This window comes from Streptomyces sp. NBC_01716 (assembly GCF_036248275.1).
GTDB lineage: Bacteria > Actinomycetota > Actinomycetes > Streptomycetales > Streptomycetaceae > Streptomyces.
The window spans coordinates 7,638,516-7,655,416 of record NZ_CP109181.1 but is presented as its reverse complement, the minus strand read 5'-3'; the positions used below and the strand labels follow the sequence as shown (position 1 = coordinate 7,655,416).

General features: G+C 68.9%; 17 protein-coding genes and 2 pseudogenes. 7 read left to right on the top strand and 12 right to left on the bottom strand.

Annotation, left to right across the window (positions count from 1 at the left end; all coding sequences use genetic code 11):
- Nucleotides 1-158 precede the first annotated feature (158 nt).
- From OIE74_RS34230 to lnt, 4 genes are all read left to right on the top strand, one after another.
- Nucleotides 159-1,031 carry an undecaprenyl-diphosphate phosphatase gene (locus OIE74_RS34230; RefSeq protein WP_329390676.1) on the top strand — a complete coding sequence of 291 codons (873 nt, stop codon included), beginning with the start codon at nucleotides 159-161 and terminating at the stop codon, nucleotides 1,029-1,031.
- 220 nt (nucleotides 1,032-1,251) lie between these two features.
- A complete protein-coding gene (locus tag OIE74_RS34225; protein ID WP_329390674.1) occupies nucleotides 1,252-1,422 on the top strand; it encodes a hypothetical protein in 171 nt (56 codons plus the stop codon).
- 143 nt (nucleotides 1,423-1,565) lie between these two features.
- Nucleotides 1,566-2,027 (top strand): nuclear transport factor 2 family protein, encoded by a 462-nt coding sequence (locus OIE74_RS34220; protein WP_329390672.1) that lies wholly within the window; start codon nucleotides 1,566-1,568, stop codon nucleotides 2,025-2,027.
- Between the two features lie 205 nt (nucleotides 2,028-2,232).
- Nucleotides 2,233-3,834, top strand: a complete 1,602-nt coding sequence (gene lnt / locus OIE74_RS34215; protein WP_329390670.1) for an apolipoprotein N-acyltransferase — start codon at nucleotides 2,233-2,235, stop codon at nucleotides 3,832-3,834.
- On the opposite strand, the gene OIE74_RS34210 is transcribed toward lnt, so the two are convergent.
- Nucleotides 3,758-4,663 (bottom strand): Gfo/Idh/MocA family protein, encoded by a 906-nt coding sequence (locus OIE74_RS34210; RefSeq protein ID WP_329390668.1) that lies wholly within the window; start codon nucleotides 4,661-4,663, stop codon nucleotides 3,758-3,760. The two genes, lnt and OIE74_RS34210, sit on opposite strands and share 77 nt — an antisense overlap.
- A 189-nt stretch (nucleotides 4,664-4,852) precedes the next feature.
- Between OIE74_RS34210 and OIE74_RS34205 the strand changes: the two genes are divergently transcribed.
- A complete protein-coding gene (locus OIE74_RS34205) occupies nucleotides 4,853-5,293 on the top strand; it encodes a hypothetical protein (RefSeq protein ID WP_329390666.1) in 441 nt (146 codons plus the stop codon).
- Between the two features lie 32 nt (nucleotides 5,294-5,325).
- Here the strand turns inward: OIE74_RS34205 and OIE74_RS34200 are convergent, their stop codons facing one another.
- The 8 genes and pseudogenes from OIE74_RS34200 to OIE74_RS34165 all read right to left on the bottom strand — a co-directional run.
- Nucleotides 5,326-5,784: a hypothetical protein gene (locus OIE74_RS34200; RefSeq protein WP_329390664.1), complete on the bottom strand. Its 459-nt coding sequence runs from the start codon at nucleotides 5,782-5,784 to the stop codon at nucleotides 5,326-5,328.
- Nucleotides 5,785-5,930: 146 nt separating this feature from the next.
- Nucleotides 5,931-6,614, bottom strand: a complete 684-nt coding sequence (locus OIE74_RS34195) for a uracil-DNA glycosylase (protein ID WP_329390662.1) — start codon at nucleotides 6,612-6,614, stop codon at nucleotides 5,931-5,933.
- A 69-nt stretch (nucleotides 6,615-6,683) separates the two neighbouring features.
- Nucleotides 6,684-8,264, bottom strand: a complete 1,581-nt coding sequence (locus tag OIE74_RS34190) for an ABC transporter substrate-binding protein (protein ID WP_329390660.1) — start codon at nucleotides 8,262-8,264, stop codon at nucleotides 6,684-6,686.
- Between the two features lie 108 nt (nucleotides 8,265-8,372).
- Nucleotides 8,373-9,149: an SDR family oxidoreductase gene (locus OIE74_RS34185; protein WP_329390658.1), complete on the bottom strand. Its 777-nt coding sequence runs from the start codon at nucleotides 9,147-9,149 to the stop codon at nucleotides 8,373-8,375.
- Between the two features lie 17 nt (nucleotides 9,150-9,166).
- Nucleotides 9,167-9,928 carry a 3-oxoacyl-ACP reductase FabG gene (fabG, locus tag OIE74_RS34180; protein ID WP_329390656.1) on the bottom strand — a complete coding sequence of 254 codons (762 nt, stop codon included), beginning with the start codon at nucleotides 9,926-9,928 and terminating at the stop codon, nucleotides 9,167-9,169.
- 169 nt (nucleotides 9,929-10,097) lie between these two features.
- Nucleotides 10,098-10,481 (bottom strand): DUF3037 domain-containing protein, encoded by a 384-nt coding sequence (locus tag OIE74_RS34175; RefSeq protein ID WP_329390653.1) that lies wholly within the window; start codon nucleotides 10,479-10,481, stop codon nucleotides 10,098-10,100.
- Nucleotides 10,478-11,329: a HipA family kinase gene (locus tag OIE74_RS34170; protein ID WP_329390651.1), complete on the bottom strand. Its 852-nt coding sequence runs from the start codon at nucleotides 11,327-11,329 to the stop codon at nucleotides 10,478-10,480. Before OIE74_RS34170 ends, OIE74_RS34175 begins: the two co-directional genes overlap by 4 nt.
- A gap of 423 nt (nucleotides 11,330-11,752) precedes the next feature.
- Nucleotides 11,753-12,105, bottom strand: a pseudogene (locus OIE74_RS34165) (integrase core domain-containing protein); the annotation flags it as partial.
- A gap of 298 nt (nucleotides 12,106-12,403) precedes the next feature.
- Here OIE74_RS34165 and OIE74_RS34160 point away from each other — a divergent pair.
- Entirely contained in the window at nucleotides 12,404-13,033 is a 630-nt protein-coding gene (locus OIE74_RS34160; RefSeq protein ID WP_329390650.1) for a hypothetical protein, read from the top strand.
- A gap of 104 nt (nucleotides 13,034-13,137) precedes the next feature.
- On the opposite strand, the gene OIE74_RS34155 is transcribed toward OIE74_RS34160, so the two are convergent.
- Nucleotides 13,138-14,274 (bottom strand): epoxide hydrolase family protein, encoded by a 1,137-nt coding sequence (locus tag OIE74_RS34155; RefSeq protein WP_329390648.1) that lies wholly within the window; start codon nucleotides 14,272-14,274, stop codon nucleotides 13,138-13,140.
- Between the two features lie 32 nt (nucleotides 14,275-14,306).
- A complete protein-coding gene (locus tag OIE74_RS34150) occupies nucleotides 14,307-15,317 on the bottom strand; it encodes an ankyrin repeat domain-containing protein (RefSeq protein WP_329390646.1) in 1,011 nt (336 codons plus the stop codon).
- Nucleotides 15,318-15,574: 257 nt separating this feature from the next.
- Between OIE74_RS34150 and OIE74_RS34145 the strand changes: the two genes are divergently transcribed.
- A complete protein-coding gene (locus OIE74_RS34145) occupies nucleotides 15,575-16,507 on the top strand; it encodes an AraC family transcriptional regulator (protein WP_329390644.1) in 933 nt (310 codons plus the stop codon).
- Nucleotides 16,508-16,657: 150 nt separating this feature from the next.
- On the opposite strand, the pseudogene OIE74_RS34140 reads toward OIE74_RS34145, so the two are convergent.
- Nucleotides 16,658-16,894 (bottom strand): annotated as a pseudogene (locus OIE74_RS34140) (TetR/AcrR family transcriptional regulator); the annotation flags it as partial.
- Nucleotides 16,895-16,901 lie beyond the last annotated feature (7 nt).

Genomic DNA, 16,901 nt, shown 5'->3' with positions numbered 1-16,901 from the left:
TCAACGGCTACGCTGCCCCAGACCGGCGCGTGAGTGGCACCTCCATACACCCGCGCAGACGAGCGATTCCGCGCGCCCACTGTTCAGTCCGCAACCCGCCACTGCCCCGTGTTCACACCGGCCGGTGCACGAACTTTTCTTGGATGGCGTAGCACCCAATGTCATGGTTCGAATCACTCATCCTCGGGCTCGTCCAGGGGCTGACCGAGTTCCTGCCCATCTCCTCCAGCGCGCATCTGCGGCTGACCGCCGCGTTCGCGGGCTGGCACGATCCGGGTGCCGCGTTCACCGCGATCACGCAGATCGGTACGGAGGCGGCGGTCCTCATCTACTTCCGCAAGGACATCGCCCGGATCGTCTCGGCCTGGTTCCGCTCGCTGACGAACAAGGCGATGCGCTCCGACCACGACGCGCAGATGGGGTGGTTGGTGATCGTGGGATCGATCCCCATCGGTGTGCTCGGGGTGACGTTCAAGGACCAGATCGAGGGCCCGTTCCGTGATCTGCGGCTGATCGCGACGACGTTGATCGTGATGGGTGTCGTCCTCGGTATCGCGGACCGGCTGGCGGCGCGCGACGAGACAGGCGGCAAGCACCGCGCCGCCAAGGAGCGCAAGACCCTGAAGGAACTGAACATCCGGGACGGTCTGATCTTCGGGTTCTGCCAGGCCATGGCGCTGATTCCGGGCGTCTCGCGTTCGGGCGCGACAATCAGTGGTGGTCTGCTGATGGGCTACACCCGTGAGGCGGCGGCGCGTTACTCGTTCCTGCTCGCCATCCCGGCGGTACTGGCCTCGGGGGCGTTCGAGTTGAAGGACGCCGGCGAGGGGCACGTCTCGTGGGGGCCGACGATTTTCGCGACGATCATCGCTTTCGTCGTTGGATATGCCGTTATCGCCTGGTTCATGAAGTTCATCACCACCAAGAGCTTCATGCCGTTCGTGATCTACCGGATCGTGCTCGGCCTCGTGCTGTTCGCTCTCGTCGGCACGGACACCCTGAGCCCGCACGCGGGCGAATCCGCCGGCTGACCGGACGACGCCGGCTCCCCCTGCCGGCCCCACGTCGGCACCCGCTGTGCTCAAGGACACGTCCCGCTGTCGCCCGGCCACCGCTCCCCGGGCGACGGCCGGAAACCCTTGGCGCGTCAGGGCTCGAAGCTGACGCACCGTGGGGTTGCCCTGTCTGCGTGTGAGCTATCCCGCTCCCGGAACGGCGCGGGAACCGGGCGGCAGCCCGTACGGTTGCCGTATGTCCACACCTTCCTCCACCGCTCCCGCGGCGTCCGGCGCCGTCGCGGCCAACGAGCGCATCCGCGCCCTGGTCGACGCGGCAGACGGCACGTGGCCGGCCGAGGAGTACGAAGTCCTGCTGCTGGAATGGGCGGCGGCCCTGCACGACGCGGTCGACGAGGCCGCGTAGGGCACACGCCCAGGGGCGCGTTTCGACAGTCGGGCGTCAGGCCCGGCCTCGCGGTGACACCGCGGGGCCGGGCCTTTCCCCTGTCTCCCGGTCGGATCCGCTCACCCCTTGGCCTGCGGCCGTAACTGCCGGAGACTGATCCGATGACGCAGCGTGTGGATCTCGCGACCGTGATGGACCGGCTGGCCGTCGACGAGGTGATCAGCGGCTACGCGACGGCCCTGGACGACGCCGACTGGCCAGGCTTTCTCGCGCTCTTCACCCCCGGCGGACGCGCCGACCACCGCGGCGCCGGCGGGATCGAGGGGTCGGCCGCCGAGGTGGCCGACTGGCTCGCCGGCGTCCTGGGCGGATTCCCCGTCCGCCAGCATCTGATCGGCAATCGCCGAACGGCCTTCGAGAACGTCGACGGCTATCCGGGCGGAGACCGCGCGGAGGTACGGGCCGACTGTCTGAGCACGATGTTCCCGGAGTCCGGCGAGGCGGCCCTCGCCATCAGCCGTTACACCTTCGGACTCACCCGCACGGAGGAAGGCTGGCGGCTGCACACCGTCACGGCCGTGGAGAAGGCACGGCGCGACGCCGGTGGCACCGCCGAGGGCTGACCCGCCGCGGCGCCGACGGTCGGCCCGGCGAGGGCGGACACACCCGGGGGCCCTCTGTCGTCCCGCGCCTTCTCTCCCCCACACTGATCCGGAAGACACTGCCCACCGGCACGTTCAGTGACATCGATCAGCCGCACCGCTGATCGGCGCCGTTGACCCGTACCGCTGATCTGCACCGCTCACGAGCGGGACGAGGGGGCGCGGCATGCGGGTTGAGGCCGCCCGGCGTGAGACCTGGGTCCGTCGTTCCGCCTCGCCTGTCTGGCGGGGGTTCGGGGTCCTGGTGGCCGGTGCGCTGCCCGCGTTCGCCTTCCCGGAGTCGGACGTCGCGTGGTTCGCGTACATCGCTCTCGTCCCCTGGATGATGCTGCTGCGTACGGCTCCGACGGGCCGGCGCGCGTTCCTGGAAGGCTGGATCGGCGGGCTGGGCTTCATGCTCGCCGTGCATCAGTGGCTGATCCCCAGCCTGCATGTGTTCATCCTGGTGCTGGGCGGGTTTCTGGGGCTGCTGTGGGGGCCGTGGGGCTGGCTGGTCCGTGTGATGCTCCGCGGGCGCCCGTCGGTCCTGCGTACGGTCGCCGCGATGGGGGTACTGCCGGCGGGCTGGCTGATCATCGAGACGGTGCGGTCGTTCGACGGTCTGGGCGGTCCCTGGGGGCTGCTGGGGGCCAGTCAGTGGGACGTGCCTCCCGCGCTGCGGCTCGCCTCGGTGGGCGGAGTGTGGCTGGTGAGCCTTCTGGTGGTCGCCGTGAACACGGGCCTGACCGTGCTGCTGACGGTCTCCACGGCCCGTACGGCCGCCGTCTCGGGCCTCGCGGCGTGCGCTGTCGCCGTGTCCGCCGCATGGATCTGGGCACCGCGCCTGGAGAACGCAGGGCACGCGCGTGTCGCCATCGTCCAGCCCGGGGTCATCGGCGGCGTCGAGCGGCGTTTCGACCGCAGCGAGGAGCTGACGCGCTCACTGGCCGGACAGGATCTCGATCTCGTGGTCTGGGGCGAGAGCAGCGTCGGCCGCGATCTCACCAACCGGCGCGATCTGGCGAATCGTATCGCCGCGCTGTCACGCCAGGTCGGCGTCCCGCTCCTGGTCAACATGGACGCTCCCGGCTCGGACCAGGCGGGGCGAACGGGCATCTTCAAGAGCGCCGTACTGGTGGGTCCCGAGGGGCTGACGGGCGACCGCTACGACAAGATGCGGCTGGTGCCGTTCGGCGAGTACATCCCGATGCGCGACGCGCTCGGCTGGGCGACGTCCGTGGGCAAAGCGGCGTCCCAGGACCGCAGGCGCGGCACGCGTCAGACGGTCATGGTGCTGCCGGGACCCTTTCTGGACAGACTGCGGATCGGGCCGCTGATCTGCTTCGAGTCGGCGTTCCCCGACATGAGCCGGCAGCTCGTCAGGGACGGCGCGCAGCTGCTCGTCGCGCAGTCGTCGACATCGACCTTCCAGCGGAGCTGGGCGCCCGAGCAGCACGCGTCGCTGGCCGCGCTGCGAGCGGCCGAGACGGGCCGCCCGACGGTGCACGCCACCCTCACCGGCGTCAGCGCGGTCTACGGCCCGGAGGGCGAACGGATCGGCACCCCGCTCGGCACGGAGCGCAGCGCGAGCGCCGTCTACGAGGTTCCGATGGCGCGCGGCACCACCGCGTTCGTCGACCTCGGCGCCTGGCCGCTGTACGGCGCGCTCGGCGTTCTCGCGGCGCTCGGCGCCTTCGAGGGGGTCCGGTACCTCAGACGGCCTGGGCGCGAGCGGCGAGCACCACGCGCTCACACAGTTCGTGCGTCGAAAGAGCGTCCCGGGCGCTGAGCGTCTTCCCCGCGCGTACGGCGTCGAGGAACGCCAGCACGCACTGCTCGATGCCGCGCTGCCTCGGCACCGGCACCCAGTCGCCACGCCTGCGGACGCTGGGCTGCCCCTTGTGGTCGATGATCTCGGCGATGTGGTGGACGGCCCGCTTGGTGTCCTGTCCGGAGACTTCGAGGATCTCCTCGGTGGAGCCGTTCATCCGGTTCATCATGCCGATGGCGGTGAAGCCGTCGCCGGAGAGCTGGAGCACGACGTGGTGCGTCAGGCCCTCGCGGATCCGGGCGCGGACGTCGACGTGCTCGACGGGGCCCGGGAGCAGGAAGCGCAGGGTGTCCACGACATGGATGAAGTCGTCCAGGACGAGGGTGCGGGCGTCCTCGGGCAGACCGATGCGGTTCTTCTGCATGAGGATCAGATCACGCGGAAGCTCCAGGCACTGTGAGTAGGCGGGCGCGAAGCGCCGGTTGAAGCCGACGGCCAGGCTCGTTCCGCGCTCCTCGGCGAGGGCCACCAGGCGCTCGGAGTGCTTGAGTTCGTACGCGAGGGGCTTGTCGACGAAGGTCGGCACACCGGCCTCCAGCAGGCGGGTGACGATCTCGGCGTGCGCGGAGGTCGGCGCGTGGACGAACGCGGCGTCCAGGCCCTGGGCGAGAAGCGATTCGAGGTCGGTGTGGCGCCGCTCGCCGGGGATGTGGTGGGTCTCGCCGACCCGCGTGAGCGTGGCCGGGGTGCGGGTGTGCAGATGCAGCTCGATCCCGGGCAGCGTGGTGAGCACCGGCAGATACGCCTTCTGGGCGATGTCGCCGAGCCCTATGCAGCCGACCTTCACGTGGGTCTCCCTGTCGCCGTGCCGGGGTCCTGTCTCACGCGCCGGTGCGCGGGGGTCCGCCGTGCGGACCCTGATCCGCAGCATACGGGCGGCCCGGGGGCGGCAACACGCGGGCGGGCCGGTCACCCGTGCGGGTAACACCGCGCCGTTATGTCCCCGACACGGGCCGCGACCAGCAGAGTTGGCCGGGTGACGCGGCGAACGAGAACGACAGCGGTACTTCTGCTCGGTGTGGCGGTCGGCGGGATCTCGGCCTGCGTGGCCGTGGAGCCCGAGGCGGGGACGGGGAGCGGGGCGGGCGGCGGAGCCGTACGGGAGGCCTCGCCCCAGGGCACGGCGGCGCCGCGGATCGCGCAGCCGTCGGCGCGCGAGGCGCTGGAGGCCGCGACCCCGCTCGCGCGTACGCCGTCTCCGAAGCGGGGGGCCGCGTCGGAGTCCGTACAGCTGCCGCCCGAGCCGCCCCGCCGCCGGGCGCCCGACCAGTGGCCGGCAGCGCCCTCCGCAGCGCCGGCGCCCCCGACGGCGCTGCCGGACGCGGCCGCGCAGCTGTGCGCGCTCGGCGAGCGGTACGGGGGCTGGGCGCCGGACAGCCCGGAGAGCCATATCTGCGACAGGACGTACGGCGAGTGAGGACGGCCAGGCCCTGTCCGGTGGACCGGGACCTAGGGACTGTCCAGCAGTTGCCGCTCCAGGCGGCCGATCGCGGTCCTGACCCCGTTCCCGTACCCGTCGTCCCCGAGCGCGTTCACGGCGGCGCGGGCCCGGGAGAGGTGCAGTCGCGCCGCGTCGGGGCGCTGGAGTTTCACATAGTCGGCGGCCAGGTTGAGATGGAGCGAGGGGTAGAAGGCCCGCATCGCCGGTGAGGCGCGGAACAGGGCCGGGCCCTCCGCCGCGGTCAGGGCGCGCAGGTCCCAGGCCAGTTCGTCGCCGGGATCGTCCTGTGTGTCGGCCATGTAATGGGCGAGCGTGCAGCGGTGGAGCGGGTCGCCGGACTCGCCGATCTCGGTCCACAGCTCACCGAACCGGTTGCGCGCCTCCTCGCGGTCACCGCCGTGGAGCAGTATGACCGCCTGCCCGATCCTGGTCAGGACGGGGTCCTCCGACACCTCGCGCCGCTCCATCGCCTGCCGCCTCCCGCGCCCGTCCGGTCGATCCCGTCCGGCCCGACGCTAACCGCAGCGACCGGCATTCCCGCACAGGCTCACCCGCCCGGCGCGGACCGCCGGGCGGGGCCCGTGACGGAGGCGCCGGGCGGCGCGGGGGCCGGTCAGCCCAGGTCGGGGATGCGCCAGTCGATGGCCTTGTGCCCCTGCGCGGCGATCGCCTCGTTGATCTGGGTGAACGGGCGCGAGCCGAAGAACTTCTTCGCCGACAGCGGCGAGGGATGCGCGCCCTTCACCACCACGTGCCGCGACTCGTCGATCAGCGGCAGCTTCTTCTGCGCGTACGCGCCCCAGAGCACGAAGACAGCGGGGTCGGGCCGGGCGTCCACCGCGCGGATCACCGCGTCGGTCACCTTCTCCCAGCCCTTGCCCTTGTGCGAGTTGGCCTCGCCGGCCCGCACCGTCAGCACAGCGTTGAGCAGCAGCACACCCTGCTCGGCCCACGGCATCAGATAGCCGTTGTCCGGCACCGGGTGGCCCAGCTCCTCCTTCATCTCCTTGTAGATGTTCCGCAAGGAGGGAGGCGTGCGCACCCCGGGCCGCACCGAGAAGCAGAGACCGTGGCCCTGGCCCTCACCGTGGTACGGATCCTGGCCGAGGACCAGGACCTTCACCTGGTCGTACGGCGTGGCGTCGAGCGCGGCGAACACCTCTTCGCGCGGGGGGTAGACCGGCCCCTTCGCCCGCTCTTCCTCGACGAACTCGGTGAGCTCCTTGAAGTAGGGCTTCTGCAGTTCCTCGCCGAGGACGCCACGCCAGGACTCGGGCAGCATGTCGGTGTCGGTCACGTCAACAACCTCCGGTAAACGATCAGTTGGGCCACTCCTGAACCTACCGGTGGGCACTGACAATCGCCGCTACCAGCTGGCCTTCCGGCTGAACTCCCAGAGCTGCATGACCGTCTGCGGGTCGAGCGCGCGCTCGCCGCCGCTGATCTCCTGCGACGCGGCGACGTAGAGCTTGCCCTGCCAGAGCGGCAGCAGCCGCACGTCGTCGACGAAGATCTCCTGGGCGCGTTCGAACTGCTGGATCACCGCGCCCCGGTCGCTCTCGCGCCGCGACTGCGGCAGCAGTTCCGTGGTGATCTCGGGGCTCTCGTAGGGGGTGCTGAGCGCGTTGTTCTTGCCGACGAAGGGGGCCACGAAGTTGTCGGGGTCCGGGAAGTCGGGGAACCAGCCGCGGCCGAAGACCGGGTACTCGCCCTTCTGGAAGCCCGCCTGGAAGTCCTTCCAGGGCTTGCTCTTCAGCGTGATCTTGAAGAGGCCGGACGCCTCCAGCTGCCGCTTGAGCTCCGCGAACTCGGCCACCGTGCCGGAGCCGTAACGGTCGGTCGTGAACCAGAAGGTCAGCGGCACCGGCGTCTCGACGCCCGCGTCCTCAAGGATGCCGCGCGCCTTGTCGATGTCCGGGTCGCCGTATCTGTCGAAGAAGCTCGTGGCGTGCCCGGAGATGCCCTTGGGGACCATTGAGTACAGCGGCTCGGCCGTGCCCTGGTAGACCTTGGCCACCAGCGCGTCGCGGTCGACCACCTGGGCCACCGCCTGGCGTACGGGCAGCTTCGCCGCCGACGCGTCCTTGGGGTTGAACACCAGATAGCGGATGTCGGCGCCGACGGTCTCGATCAGCTGAAGGTGATTGTTCTCTTCCTTCTTCTGTTCGAGCTCGACGACTTCCTCCGAGGTGAGGCCCCGGTAGATGACGTCGATCTCCTTCTTCTTCAGGGCGCCGAACATTTTGTCGGAGTCCTGGAAGTACTGGATCTTGACGGCTGAATTCTTGCGGTCGGCGAAACCCTTGTAGCTGGTGTTTTCGGCCAACTCGGCGTCGCTGCCCGCGGTGTACGACTCAAGGGTGTACGGACCGGAACCGGTCAGCTTGCCGTCCTCCCTGAGCTTGTCGGCCGGGTACTCCTCCGGGTCGACGATGGACATCGCGGGGGCGGCGAGAACGAAGGGGAACGTGGCGTCGGGCTTGTTCAGATTGAACGTGACGGTCAGCTCGCCGTCCGTGGTGACGCCGTCGAGGGACGCGAGGAGTCCGTTGGGACCGCCGTTCACGTTGATCTTCACAATGCGGTCGAACGAGTGCTTGACGGCGGCGGCGTCGAGCTTGTGACCGTTGGAAAAGGTCAGCCCCTCGCGGAGTTCGCAGCGGTAGACCTTGTTCGTGGAGTCCGCGAATTTGCAGTTGTCCGCCGCGTCGGGCTGAGGGGTCGTACTGCCGGTGGGGAACGCCACCAGGGTCTGGAAGACGTTCCGGTACAGCTCCCACGAGTTGTCCCACGCGGCGGCCGGGTCGAGCGTGCTCGGCTCACTGGTGGTACCGATGATGATCTTCTTGTCCTCGGCCGCGCCGTCCGACGAGAACAGGCCACATCCGGCCAGCAGGGATATGGACGCGAGGGCTGCAGCCGCCTGCAGACTGGTCCGGTTGAACACGTGCACGCTCCTTGTTCAGCCACGAGTCGGGCGACCATACCGCAGTGCCCCATCGGTTCAATATGCAGGTCCGATGGGGCACTTGGGAGCATTCACCGACAAAATATGTCAGTGCACACCAGCGTTCAGAAAAATTCCCCCGTCGACGACCAGCGTCTGCCCGGTAATCCAGTCCGACTGGTCCGATGTGAGGAACGCGGCGGCGCCGCCGACGTCCTCCGGCACACCCAGGCGCCCCAGCGGATAGGCGGCCACGGCCTCCGCCTCCCGGCCCTCGTAGATCGCCTGCGCGAACCGCGTCTTGATCACGGCCGGCGCGATGGCGTTGACCCGCACACCGGGCGCGAACTCGTGAGCCAGCTGGAGGGTCAGATTGACCATCGCCGCCTTGCTCATCCCGTACGCGCCGATGAACGGCGACGCGGACACCCCCGCGACCGAGGCGATGTTCACGATCGCACCGCCGTTGTCCTTCTGCCAGGCGCGCCAGGTCAGCTGGGCGAAGCCCAGGGCCGAGACGACGTTGGTCTCGAAGACCTTGCGTGCCACGTTGAGATCGAGATCGGCCATCGGGCCGAACACCGGGTTGGTGCCCGCGTTGTTCACCAGAAAGTCGACACGGCCGAACGCCTCCATGACACGGTCGACCGCGGCCACCTGGTGGGCCTCGTCGTGGGCCTTGCCGGGGAAGCCGATGACCCGGTCGGGTCCCAGACGCTCGACGGCCTCCTTGAGCGCTTCCTCGTTCCGTCCGGTGATGCACACCCGGTCGCCGCGGGCGACGAGCGCCTCGGCGATGCCGTAACCGATGCCGCGGCTGGCGCCCGTGATCAGTGCGACCCTGCCGCTGTCGGGCCGGTCCGCTTCCTTCGGCTGTTCCGTCATGTCCGCCGCCTTCCGTTTCAGTTGAGGGGTCCGCCGGCGACGTACAGGACCTGGCCCGAGACGAATCCCGCGTTCTCCCCCGTGAAGAAGGCGATCGCGTTGGCGATGTCGTCGGGGACGCCGACCCGCTGGACCGGGATCTGGGTGGCCGCCGCCGCCTGGAACTCCTCGAAGCCCATACCCACGCGGGCGGCGGTCTGGGCGGTCATCTCGGTGACGATGAAACCGGGGGCCACGGCGTTGGCCGTGACGCCGAACTTGCCGAGCTCCTTGGCCAGGGTCTTGGTGAACCCCTGGAGGCCGGCCTTGACCGCGGAGTAGTTCGCCTGGCCGCGGTTGCCGAGCGCCGAGCTGGAGGACAGATTGACGATACGGCCGAACTTGGCCTCCACCATGTGCTGCTGGCAGGCGCGTGCCATCAGGAAGGCGCCCTTGAGGTGCACGTTCATGACGGTGTCCCAGTCGGACTCGCTCATCTTGAACAGGAGGTTGTCCCGGAGCACGCCCGCGTTGTTGACGAGGACGGTGGGCGCGCCCAGTTCGGCGGCGACGCGCGCGACGGCGGCTTCGACCTGGGCGGAGTCGGAGACGTCGGCGCCGACGGCGAGGGCCTTGCCGCCCGCGGCGGTGATGGCGCCGACGGTCTCCTCGCAGGCCTTCTCGTCCAGGTCGAGTACGGCGACGGCCCGGCCCTCGGCCGCGAGACGCACCGCGGTCGCGGCGCCGATCCCCCGCGCCGCGCCGGTCACGACGGCGACACGCTGCTCGGTGGTGGACATGCTGCTCTCCTCGTCCGTTGGATCGCGGTGTCGGCACGGGTGCGCTGAGCGACCGCTTAGTATTCAGCTGCCGTGACGCTAGAAGCCCTGACACCCGGTGTCAACGGCACACGGGGGCGGCGAACGTGTGTCACACCGGGTACGCGGGTAGGCCTGCCCGCTCCGGGTCCTACCGGACCAGCAGGTCCAGCAGTCGCTCGGCCTCCGCCGCCGGGTCGAGCGTCAGCCCCGTGTGTACGGGACCGGGCTGGACGACCGTCGAACGGGGCGCGATCAGCCAGCGGAACCGCCGCCCCGCGTCGTCGCGCGCGGCCTGCCCGGCGGGGTCACCGCCCGCGCAGACGTCCTCGACGGCGCGCAGCGCCGCGCGTACCCCCGCCACATCGGTGTCCGGCGCGAGCGCCTTGAGCCGGGACTCGTCCAGGTGCGTGCGGGCGGCCACGAACGATCTGGCCCGGCAGTAGACCAGGACGCCCGCGTTGATGAACTCCCCGCGCTCGACCCTCGGTACGACGCGCAGCGGCGCGTACTCGAACACATCGCGTCCGTTCATCGGCCCTCGCCTCCGGCCTTCTTGGTGGGATGGGGCCAAGGCGCGAGATGATCGGTCAGCCAGCCGGGGGCCCGCGAGGGGCGCGTCTTGGGGGGTGTGTCGAGGATGAGACGTTCATGGATGGTCGCCGCGCGCGGCAGCAGCGCCGCGACGTAGGCGCGCCGTACCGCGTCGGTGGTCTCGAACCCGGGCTCGTCCACGAGCCATTCGTCCGGCACGTCGGCGGTGACCTCGGTGAGCAGCTCCTCGGTGACGAGCGGCGCGAGTTCGGCCGCGGCGGAGGCGATGTCGGGCCCGAACCGGGCGAGGACATGGTCGGACGCGTCGTACGGCTTCGCGGCGGAGGCCTGGGCGCCGGGCCAGTTGTGGTGCCAGATCATGGTGGCGCCGTGGTCGATGAGCCAGAGATCGCCGTGCCAGACAAGCATGTTGGGGTTGCGCCAGGACCGGTCGACGTTGTTGATGAGCGCGTCGAACCACACGATCCGGCCCGCCTCGGCCGGCCCCACCTCGTACGCGAGCGGATCGAACCCCAGCGACCCGGGCAGGAAGTCCATCCCGAGGTTCAGCCCGCCGCTCGCCTTCAACAGGTCCTGCACCTCTTCGTCGGGCTCCCCGAGACCGATCACGGGGTCGAGCTGGATGGTCACCAACTCCGGCACACGCAGCCCGAGCCGCCGCCCCAACTCCCCACAGACGATCTCGGCGACAAGCGTCTTGCGCCCCTGCCCCGCGCCGGTGAACTTCATGACATAGGTCCCGAGATCGTCGGCCTCGACGATCCCGGGGAGCGAACCGCCTTCACGCAAGGGCGTGACGTAACGAGTCGCGACGACCTCATTCAACATTTCCCAGGCCACCCAACGCTTCCACTTGCTGCCGGCCCCCCGGCATGAAGTGAGCATAGTAACCGAGGGTGATCGCGGGCGAGGAATGCCCGAGCGACCGCACCAAGGTCACGAGACGGGGCCGCAGCCCACCGCCAGGGTTCCACTCCCTCGGCACGCGGCGGGATGACGCCGGCCTCGACCGGCGAGGAGGGCATGTCGACAGTACGGGTCTTCCGACGAGGACGACGACGGCAAGGACTAGGGCGTGTTTTAGAAGTCCCGTCTGGCCCACGACGCCTGGCACGCACGCTCGCCGCGTTGTCGGAGTCATCCAAGTACGTCCGGTCCATCTACGGGGCTGATCCTCCGCCTTGCGATCGCACGCACCAGACGCCGTGGGCCCCGCCCGATGGGCGGACGACGCTACTTCTAAAACACGCCCTAGATGTATTGACCCGCAGGGTTGTTGACGCGACTGATCAGCGGTTGTCCATCGAGTGCGGTGTGGCACCGGTGGCAGTTGTAGGTGTGCAGGAAGTCCGTCAGGGCTTCGGTGCGTTCGGCGTTGCTGGAGTACGGGCGCACGTACGCCCATTCGTCGAGCAGGGTGCGATTCAGGCGCTCGACCTTGCCGTTTGTCTGCGGGCGATAGGGGCGAGTGCGTTTGTGGGTGATCCGGCTGCGCTGAGAGTCTGGGCGAATAGCCGTGATCTGTAGCAGGAGCCGTTGTCCGTGAGGACGCGCTCGACGGTAATCCCGTGCGCGGAGAAGAAGGCGTTCGCGCGCTTCCAGCAGCCGGCCTCGACGGTCGGCTCGACGCGGGACTCGGCGAGCAGCACCTCGGCACGGGTCGAGCATCCGTCCTTGTCCTCGTCGACCCAGTGCTTGAACTTGGCCCGGTCGTACCCGGTCCGGTCCTCCACACCGACGGGGAGAAGCTCGATGCTCTGCGCGAGCGACATCGGAGCCACGGCGCGCGACACGGTGGTGCTGTCGGCCGCCGTGGCGTTCTGCGGCAGGAGCATGAAGGCCGCCGCCGCCACGGCGGCCACGCGGGCGGCGAATCTCTCCCGGGCCTCCATCCTGGGGGGAATGTGCACCGGGCCCGTCTTACCTCAGGAGGGGAATCCACCAGCCGATGACCATCGAACTCGCCGGGGACGTGACCGTGCTGTCGTCGCCTCCACCGCCCTGGACGTCCTGGGCGACGCGTTCGTCCTCGCCCAGCCGCTTCCCGACCCGGCGGGCGCCCGCGTGCTCGGCTGCACCCTGCGGCTCACACGATCCGACGAAGCCGCCCGCGACTGGTGGCAGTACGCCGCCGGCGACGGAGACGCCACCGCCGCCTTCTGCCTCCACCTGCACCACCTCGCCCGCGGCGAACTCACCGAAGCACGCTGGTGGCACGCCCAGGCCGAGCGCACCGTGACGCCGACACCCGCGTTCAAGGAGCCGGCGCCCGCCACCCCCGACACTGCCGCGCCCGACAGGCGGCCGGCGGCCCGGCTTCACGTGTCGGGAGCACATCGCACGCGATGGTCTTCGACGCTGGTCAAGACAGTGGAGTACGTCTGGCCGCGACGGATCGCGAAGTCGTCCACGCCCAGCACACGCGGAGTGCCGAACCGTGGATCGGGCAATGCCATGACCCTGCGTAACAAGGTCATCCGTCCCGCGCCGAAACCCAGTTGGGCCGCCAGCCGAGCGCCGACCCGCAGATGAAGCGCCGAACCGTCAGCCGGATCACAAAGGCCTGCTCAGCGAGCGGAAGGCCTTTCAGCCTGCAAACCGCAGTTCACGCAGGTAGAGCCGTCCCTCGAAAGGAGCTACACCCAACGAAGATGGCGGAAGCTTGCGCGGACCTCTTCGGTGAACAGCTCGGGCTGTTCCCATGCCGGGAAATGCCCGCCCTTCGGCAGCACGTTGTAGTGGCCCAGGGTCGGGTAGCGCTCCTCCACCCACCGCCGGCTGGCCAGATGGAGATCGCGCGGAAACTGGCTGAAGCCGACGGGAACGGAGATTTCCTGCTCCCGGAAGCTGCGCATGCTTTCCCAGTAGATGCGTGCGGACGAGGCGCCGGTAGCGGTCAGCCAGTAGAGCGTGATGTTGTCGAGCATGTCGTCACGGCTCAGTGCCTGTTCCGGATCGCCGTCATTGTCCGTCCAGCGCTCGTACAGTTCGTAGAGCCATGCGGCCTGCGCCACAGGGGAGTCTGTGAGCGCGTAGCCGATGGTCTGCGGGCTCTGAATCTGCTCGAGCTGATACGCAGACTTGTTCGTCTGGAAGTCGCGCAGGCGTTCCAGTCCGCGCCGCTCGTCCTCGTCCTGTGCTTCCATCGTTTCGAAAACGGGAAACATGTTGAAATGTACTGCCTGCACCGTCGGTGCGCCGATGGCGCCGAGCGCGTTCGTGATGGCGTAGCCCCAGTCGCCGCCCTGCGCGACGAACTGGTCGTACCCGAGTCGCCGCATCAGTTCGACCCAGGCGCTTGTGATACGTTCCGCGCCCCAGCCGGTCTCGGTCGGCTTCTCCGTGAGGCTGAACCCGGGCATCGAAGGGACGACCACGTGGAAGGCGTCCTTGGGGTCACCGCCGTGAGCACGGGGGTCTGCCAGGAGCGGTATGGACTTGGCGATTTCGAACGGAGAGCCCGGCCAGCCATGCGTGACCACGAGCGGAAGGGCATCCGGCTCCGGTGAACGCATATGGAGGAAGTGGATGTCGAGCCCGTCGATTCGCGTCGTGGACGGGTTGAGTGCGTTCAGCCGCTTCTCGGCTGCGCGCCAGTCGTACCCATCTCGCCAGTAGTCGATGAGCGCCTGCATCCGCTTCAGGGGTGCGCCCTGGCTGGAATTGGACACCGTTTCGCGCTCGGGCCAGCGGGTGCGCGAAAGGCGCTCGCGCAGATCCTTCAGTGCGGATTCGGGGAAATCGAAGGGTCGGGGCTGGATGGTCTCGCTCATAGCAGGATCCTTCTTGGAGGGTTGCCGGGTTTCTAGGACTGGTCGGCGGCGTCGAGGAAGCGGGCGATGTCCTCGTATTCGTAGCGAAGCGCCAGCTCCTTCGGGGTGACGCCCGTGTGGCCCCGTAGATCGAGACGTGCTCCGGCCTCGACCAGCGCCTTCACCACTTCGAGGTGCCCGTGCCATACGCCGTCGTGAAGGGCGCAGAGCCCGTTGTAGGGACCTGTGGCGTCTATGTCGGGGACCGCCTTGTCGGCGTTCCGGGAAACCTGGGTCAGCGCCCGGATGATGTCGGCGTGCCCGAAGTAGGTTGCGTCGTGGAGGGCGGTGCCGCCCATCAGTCCGATGATGCGGTCCAGGTCGGCGCCCGCTTTGATAAGCAGGTGCACGACCTCGGTGTGTCCGTCTCGCGCGGCTATGCCGAGCGGCGTGTAGTTGTCATCAGGGTTTCCCACCATGGGGACTCGTTCGTTGAGGGCAACTTTCGCGGCGATCAGTCGCGCAACCTCGGCAGGGTCGTTCGCCTTGGCCGCCGCTACCAGCTTCAGAGCACCGACCGCTTCCTCGTTGCGCTCGACCTGCTCCTCGATCAGGGCGGCGATTGCGTCGAGACCATCACTACGGGCGACGTCGAGCGCGGTCTGCTGCCAGATATTCTTGATCGTCACCTTTGCGCCACGCTGCAAAAGAAGGCCGACAGCTTCCGCGTTCTTGTGCAGGACGGCGTCTGTCAACGCCGTATTGCCCAGAACCGGCGACTGCTGATCGATGAAAGCGCCGTGATCGAGAAGCGACCCGATCACATCGACGTTGCCCGACTGTGCCGCCTTGTGCAGCGCCGTCGCGCCCATGCGCCGCTCGACGCTGAACACATCGGCGCCGGCCGCCAGGAGGAGATCGACCATGTAGGACTGGCCGAGGCCTGCGGCGATCATCAGCGGCGTGAGGCCGTCCGTGCCGCGCTGGTTCGGGTCCGCTCCGGCGCGAAGAAGGCTGCTCGCCGCCGGAAGGTTACCGGCCCGGATCGATGATTCGAGCGTCATTTCAGATCTCCATTCGTTGGTTGGTCAGGCGCGATCGGATGCGATTCAGTCGAGCCGCGCTGGAGCCGCAGGCCGCAGGCCGCAGCTGTACGGGTACTCGCGCAGTTGCAGTCGGGCGGCGAGGCGATGGTTGGTCCATGTCGGCCGGGTCGAGAGCGGGTGGTGCTGCCGCGCATGACACCCATACTGAAACGGCGGATAGGACGAATCCATAGGCAAAAAGCTGGAACGCCTGCGTGATCGTCTAATATTGGTTCATGGATGCCTTCGAAGACATGTTCCGCAACGTGCGGGCCCAGGGGTCACTGTTCGGCAGCTCAACCGTGACCGCCCCCTGGGCGTTGCGGTTCGTCGACGGCGCGCCGCTGACGCTGTGCACCATGCTCGAAGGATCGGGGTGGATCCTTCCGGAAGGGCGCCCGCCCGAGCACCTCACCGCCGGTGACACGTTGATTCTGCGCGGCCCTGCACCGTTCTCCTTCGTCGACGAGATCGGCACCGCGGCCGAACCGATCGAATGCGGGGAGAACTGTGCGACGCCTGATCAGGGCGGGACCTACCACCGCCTTGGCTGGCACGACGCCGCTCCCGGCGACTCGAACGGCGCGACGACGCTGGTTACCGGTGCTTACCCGGTCCGCGGCGAGATCGGTCGGCAACTGCTCGAGGCGGTGCCCGACGTCCTGCGTGTTCCGGGCGACGGCACAGTCAATGCCGTGCAGGCCCTCCTGGCCGCGGAGGTCGCCGTCGATGCCCCGGGCCAGCAGATCGTGCTCGACCGGCTTCTGGACTGGATGCTGGTGTGCTCTCTGCGCGACTGGTTCGACCGGCCAGGCGGCAACCCCCCGGCCTGGTACTCCGCACACCGTGACCCAGTCGTCGGTCACACACTGAGGCTGCTGCACGATCAGCCGGCCGCGCCGTGGACGGTCTCCTCCCTGGCCACCAGAGCCGGAGTGTCACGCGCCACCTTCGCGAAACGCTTCGCTGACCTGGTCGGCGAGCCACCGCTGACCTACCTCACCCGCCGGCGAATGACAATCGCCGCCGACCTCATGCGGGAACGGAAGGCGGCGACCCTCGCTGAGATCGCCCGCGAGGTCGGCTACTCAGACGCCTTCGGCTTCAGTGCCGCGTTCAAACGCATCCGCGGCGTCAACCCGACGGAGTTCCGGCGTGAACTTGTATAGCTTCCCGACCCCGACCACCTTCGTGCGATAGACGAATAGACAGGTTCTTCGGCTTCTTGCCCCTGGGATCGTATGGCCGGGTCCACAGCCCGCCGTATCGCCGGGCGCACCGCCCCACCATCACCGCCAGGACGACCTGTCTGCGGACTGTCAGTCGCCGTCGCGGCTGAGGGTGCCGGCAATGCGTTCGGCGATGGCCTGCCGGAGGTCGGGGGCGAGACGTTCGGCTGTGAGGGATTCGTACAGCCACAGTCCGTCGGCGGCCAGGCGGGCGATGAACCGGTCGAGCGCGGCGGGGTCGTCGATGGCTGGGGCGGGAGGCGGTGCCCAGCGTTCGATCACCGCGTCCCAGGGGGCGGCGTGTTCGGCGGTCGTCGCTCCTTCCAACGGCAGC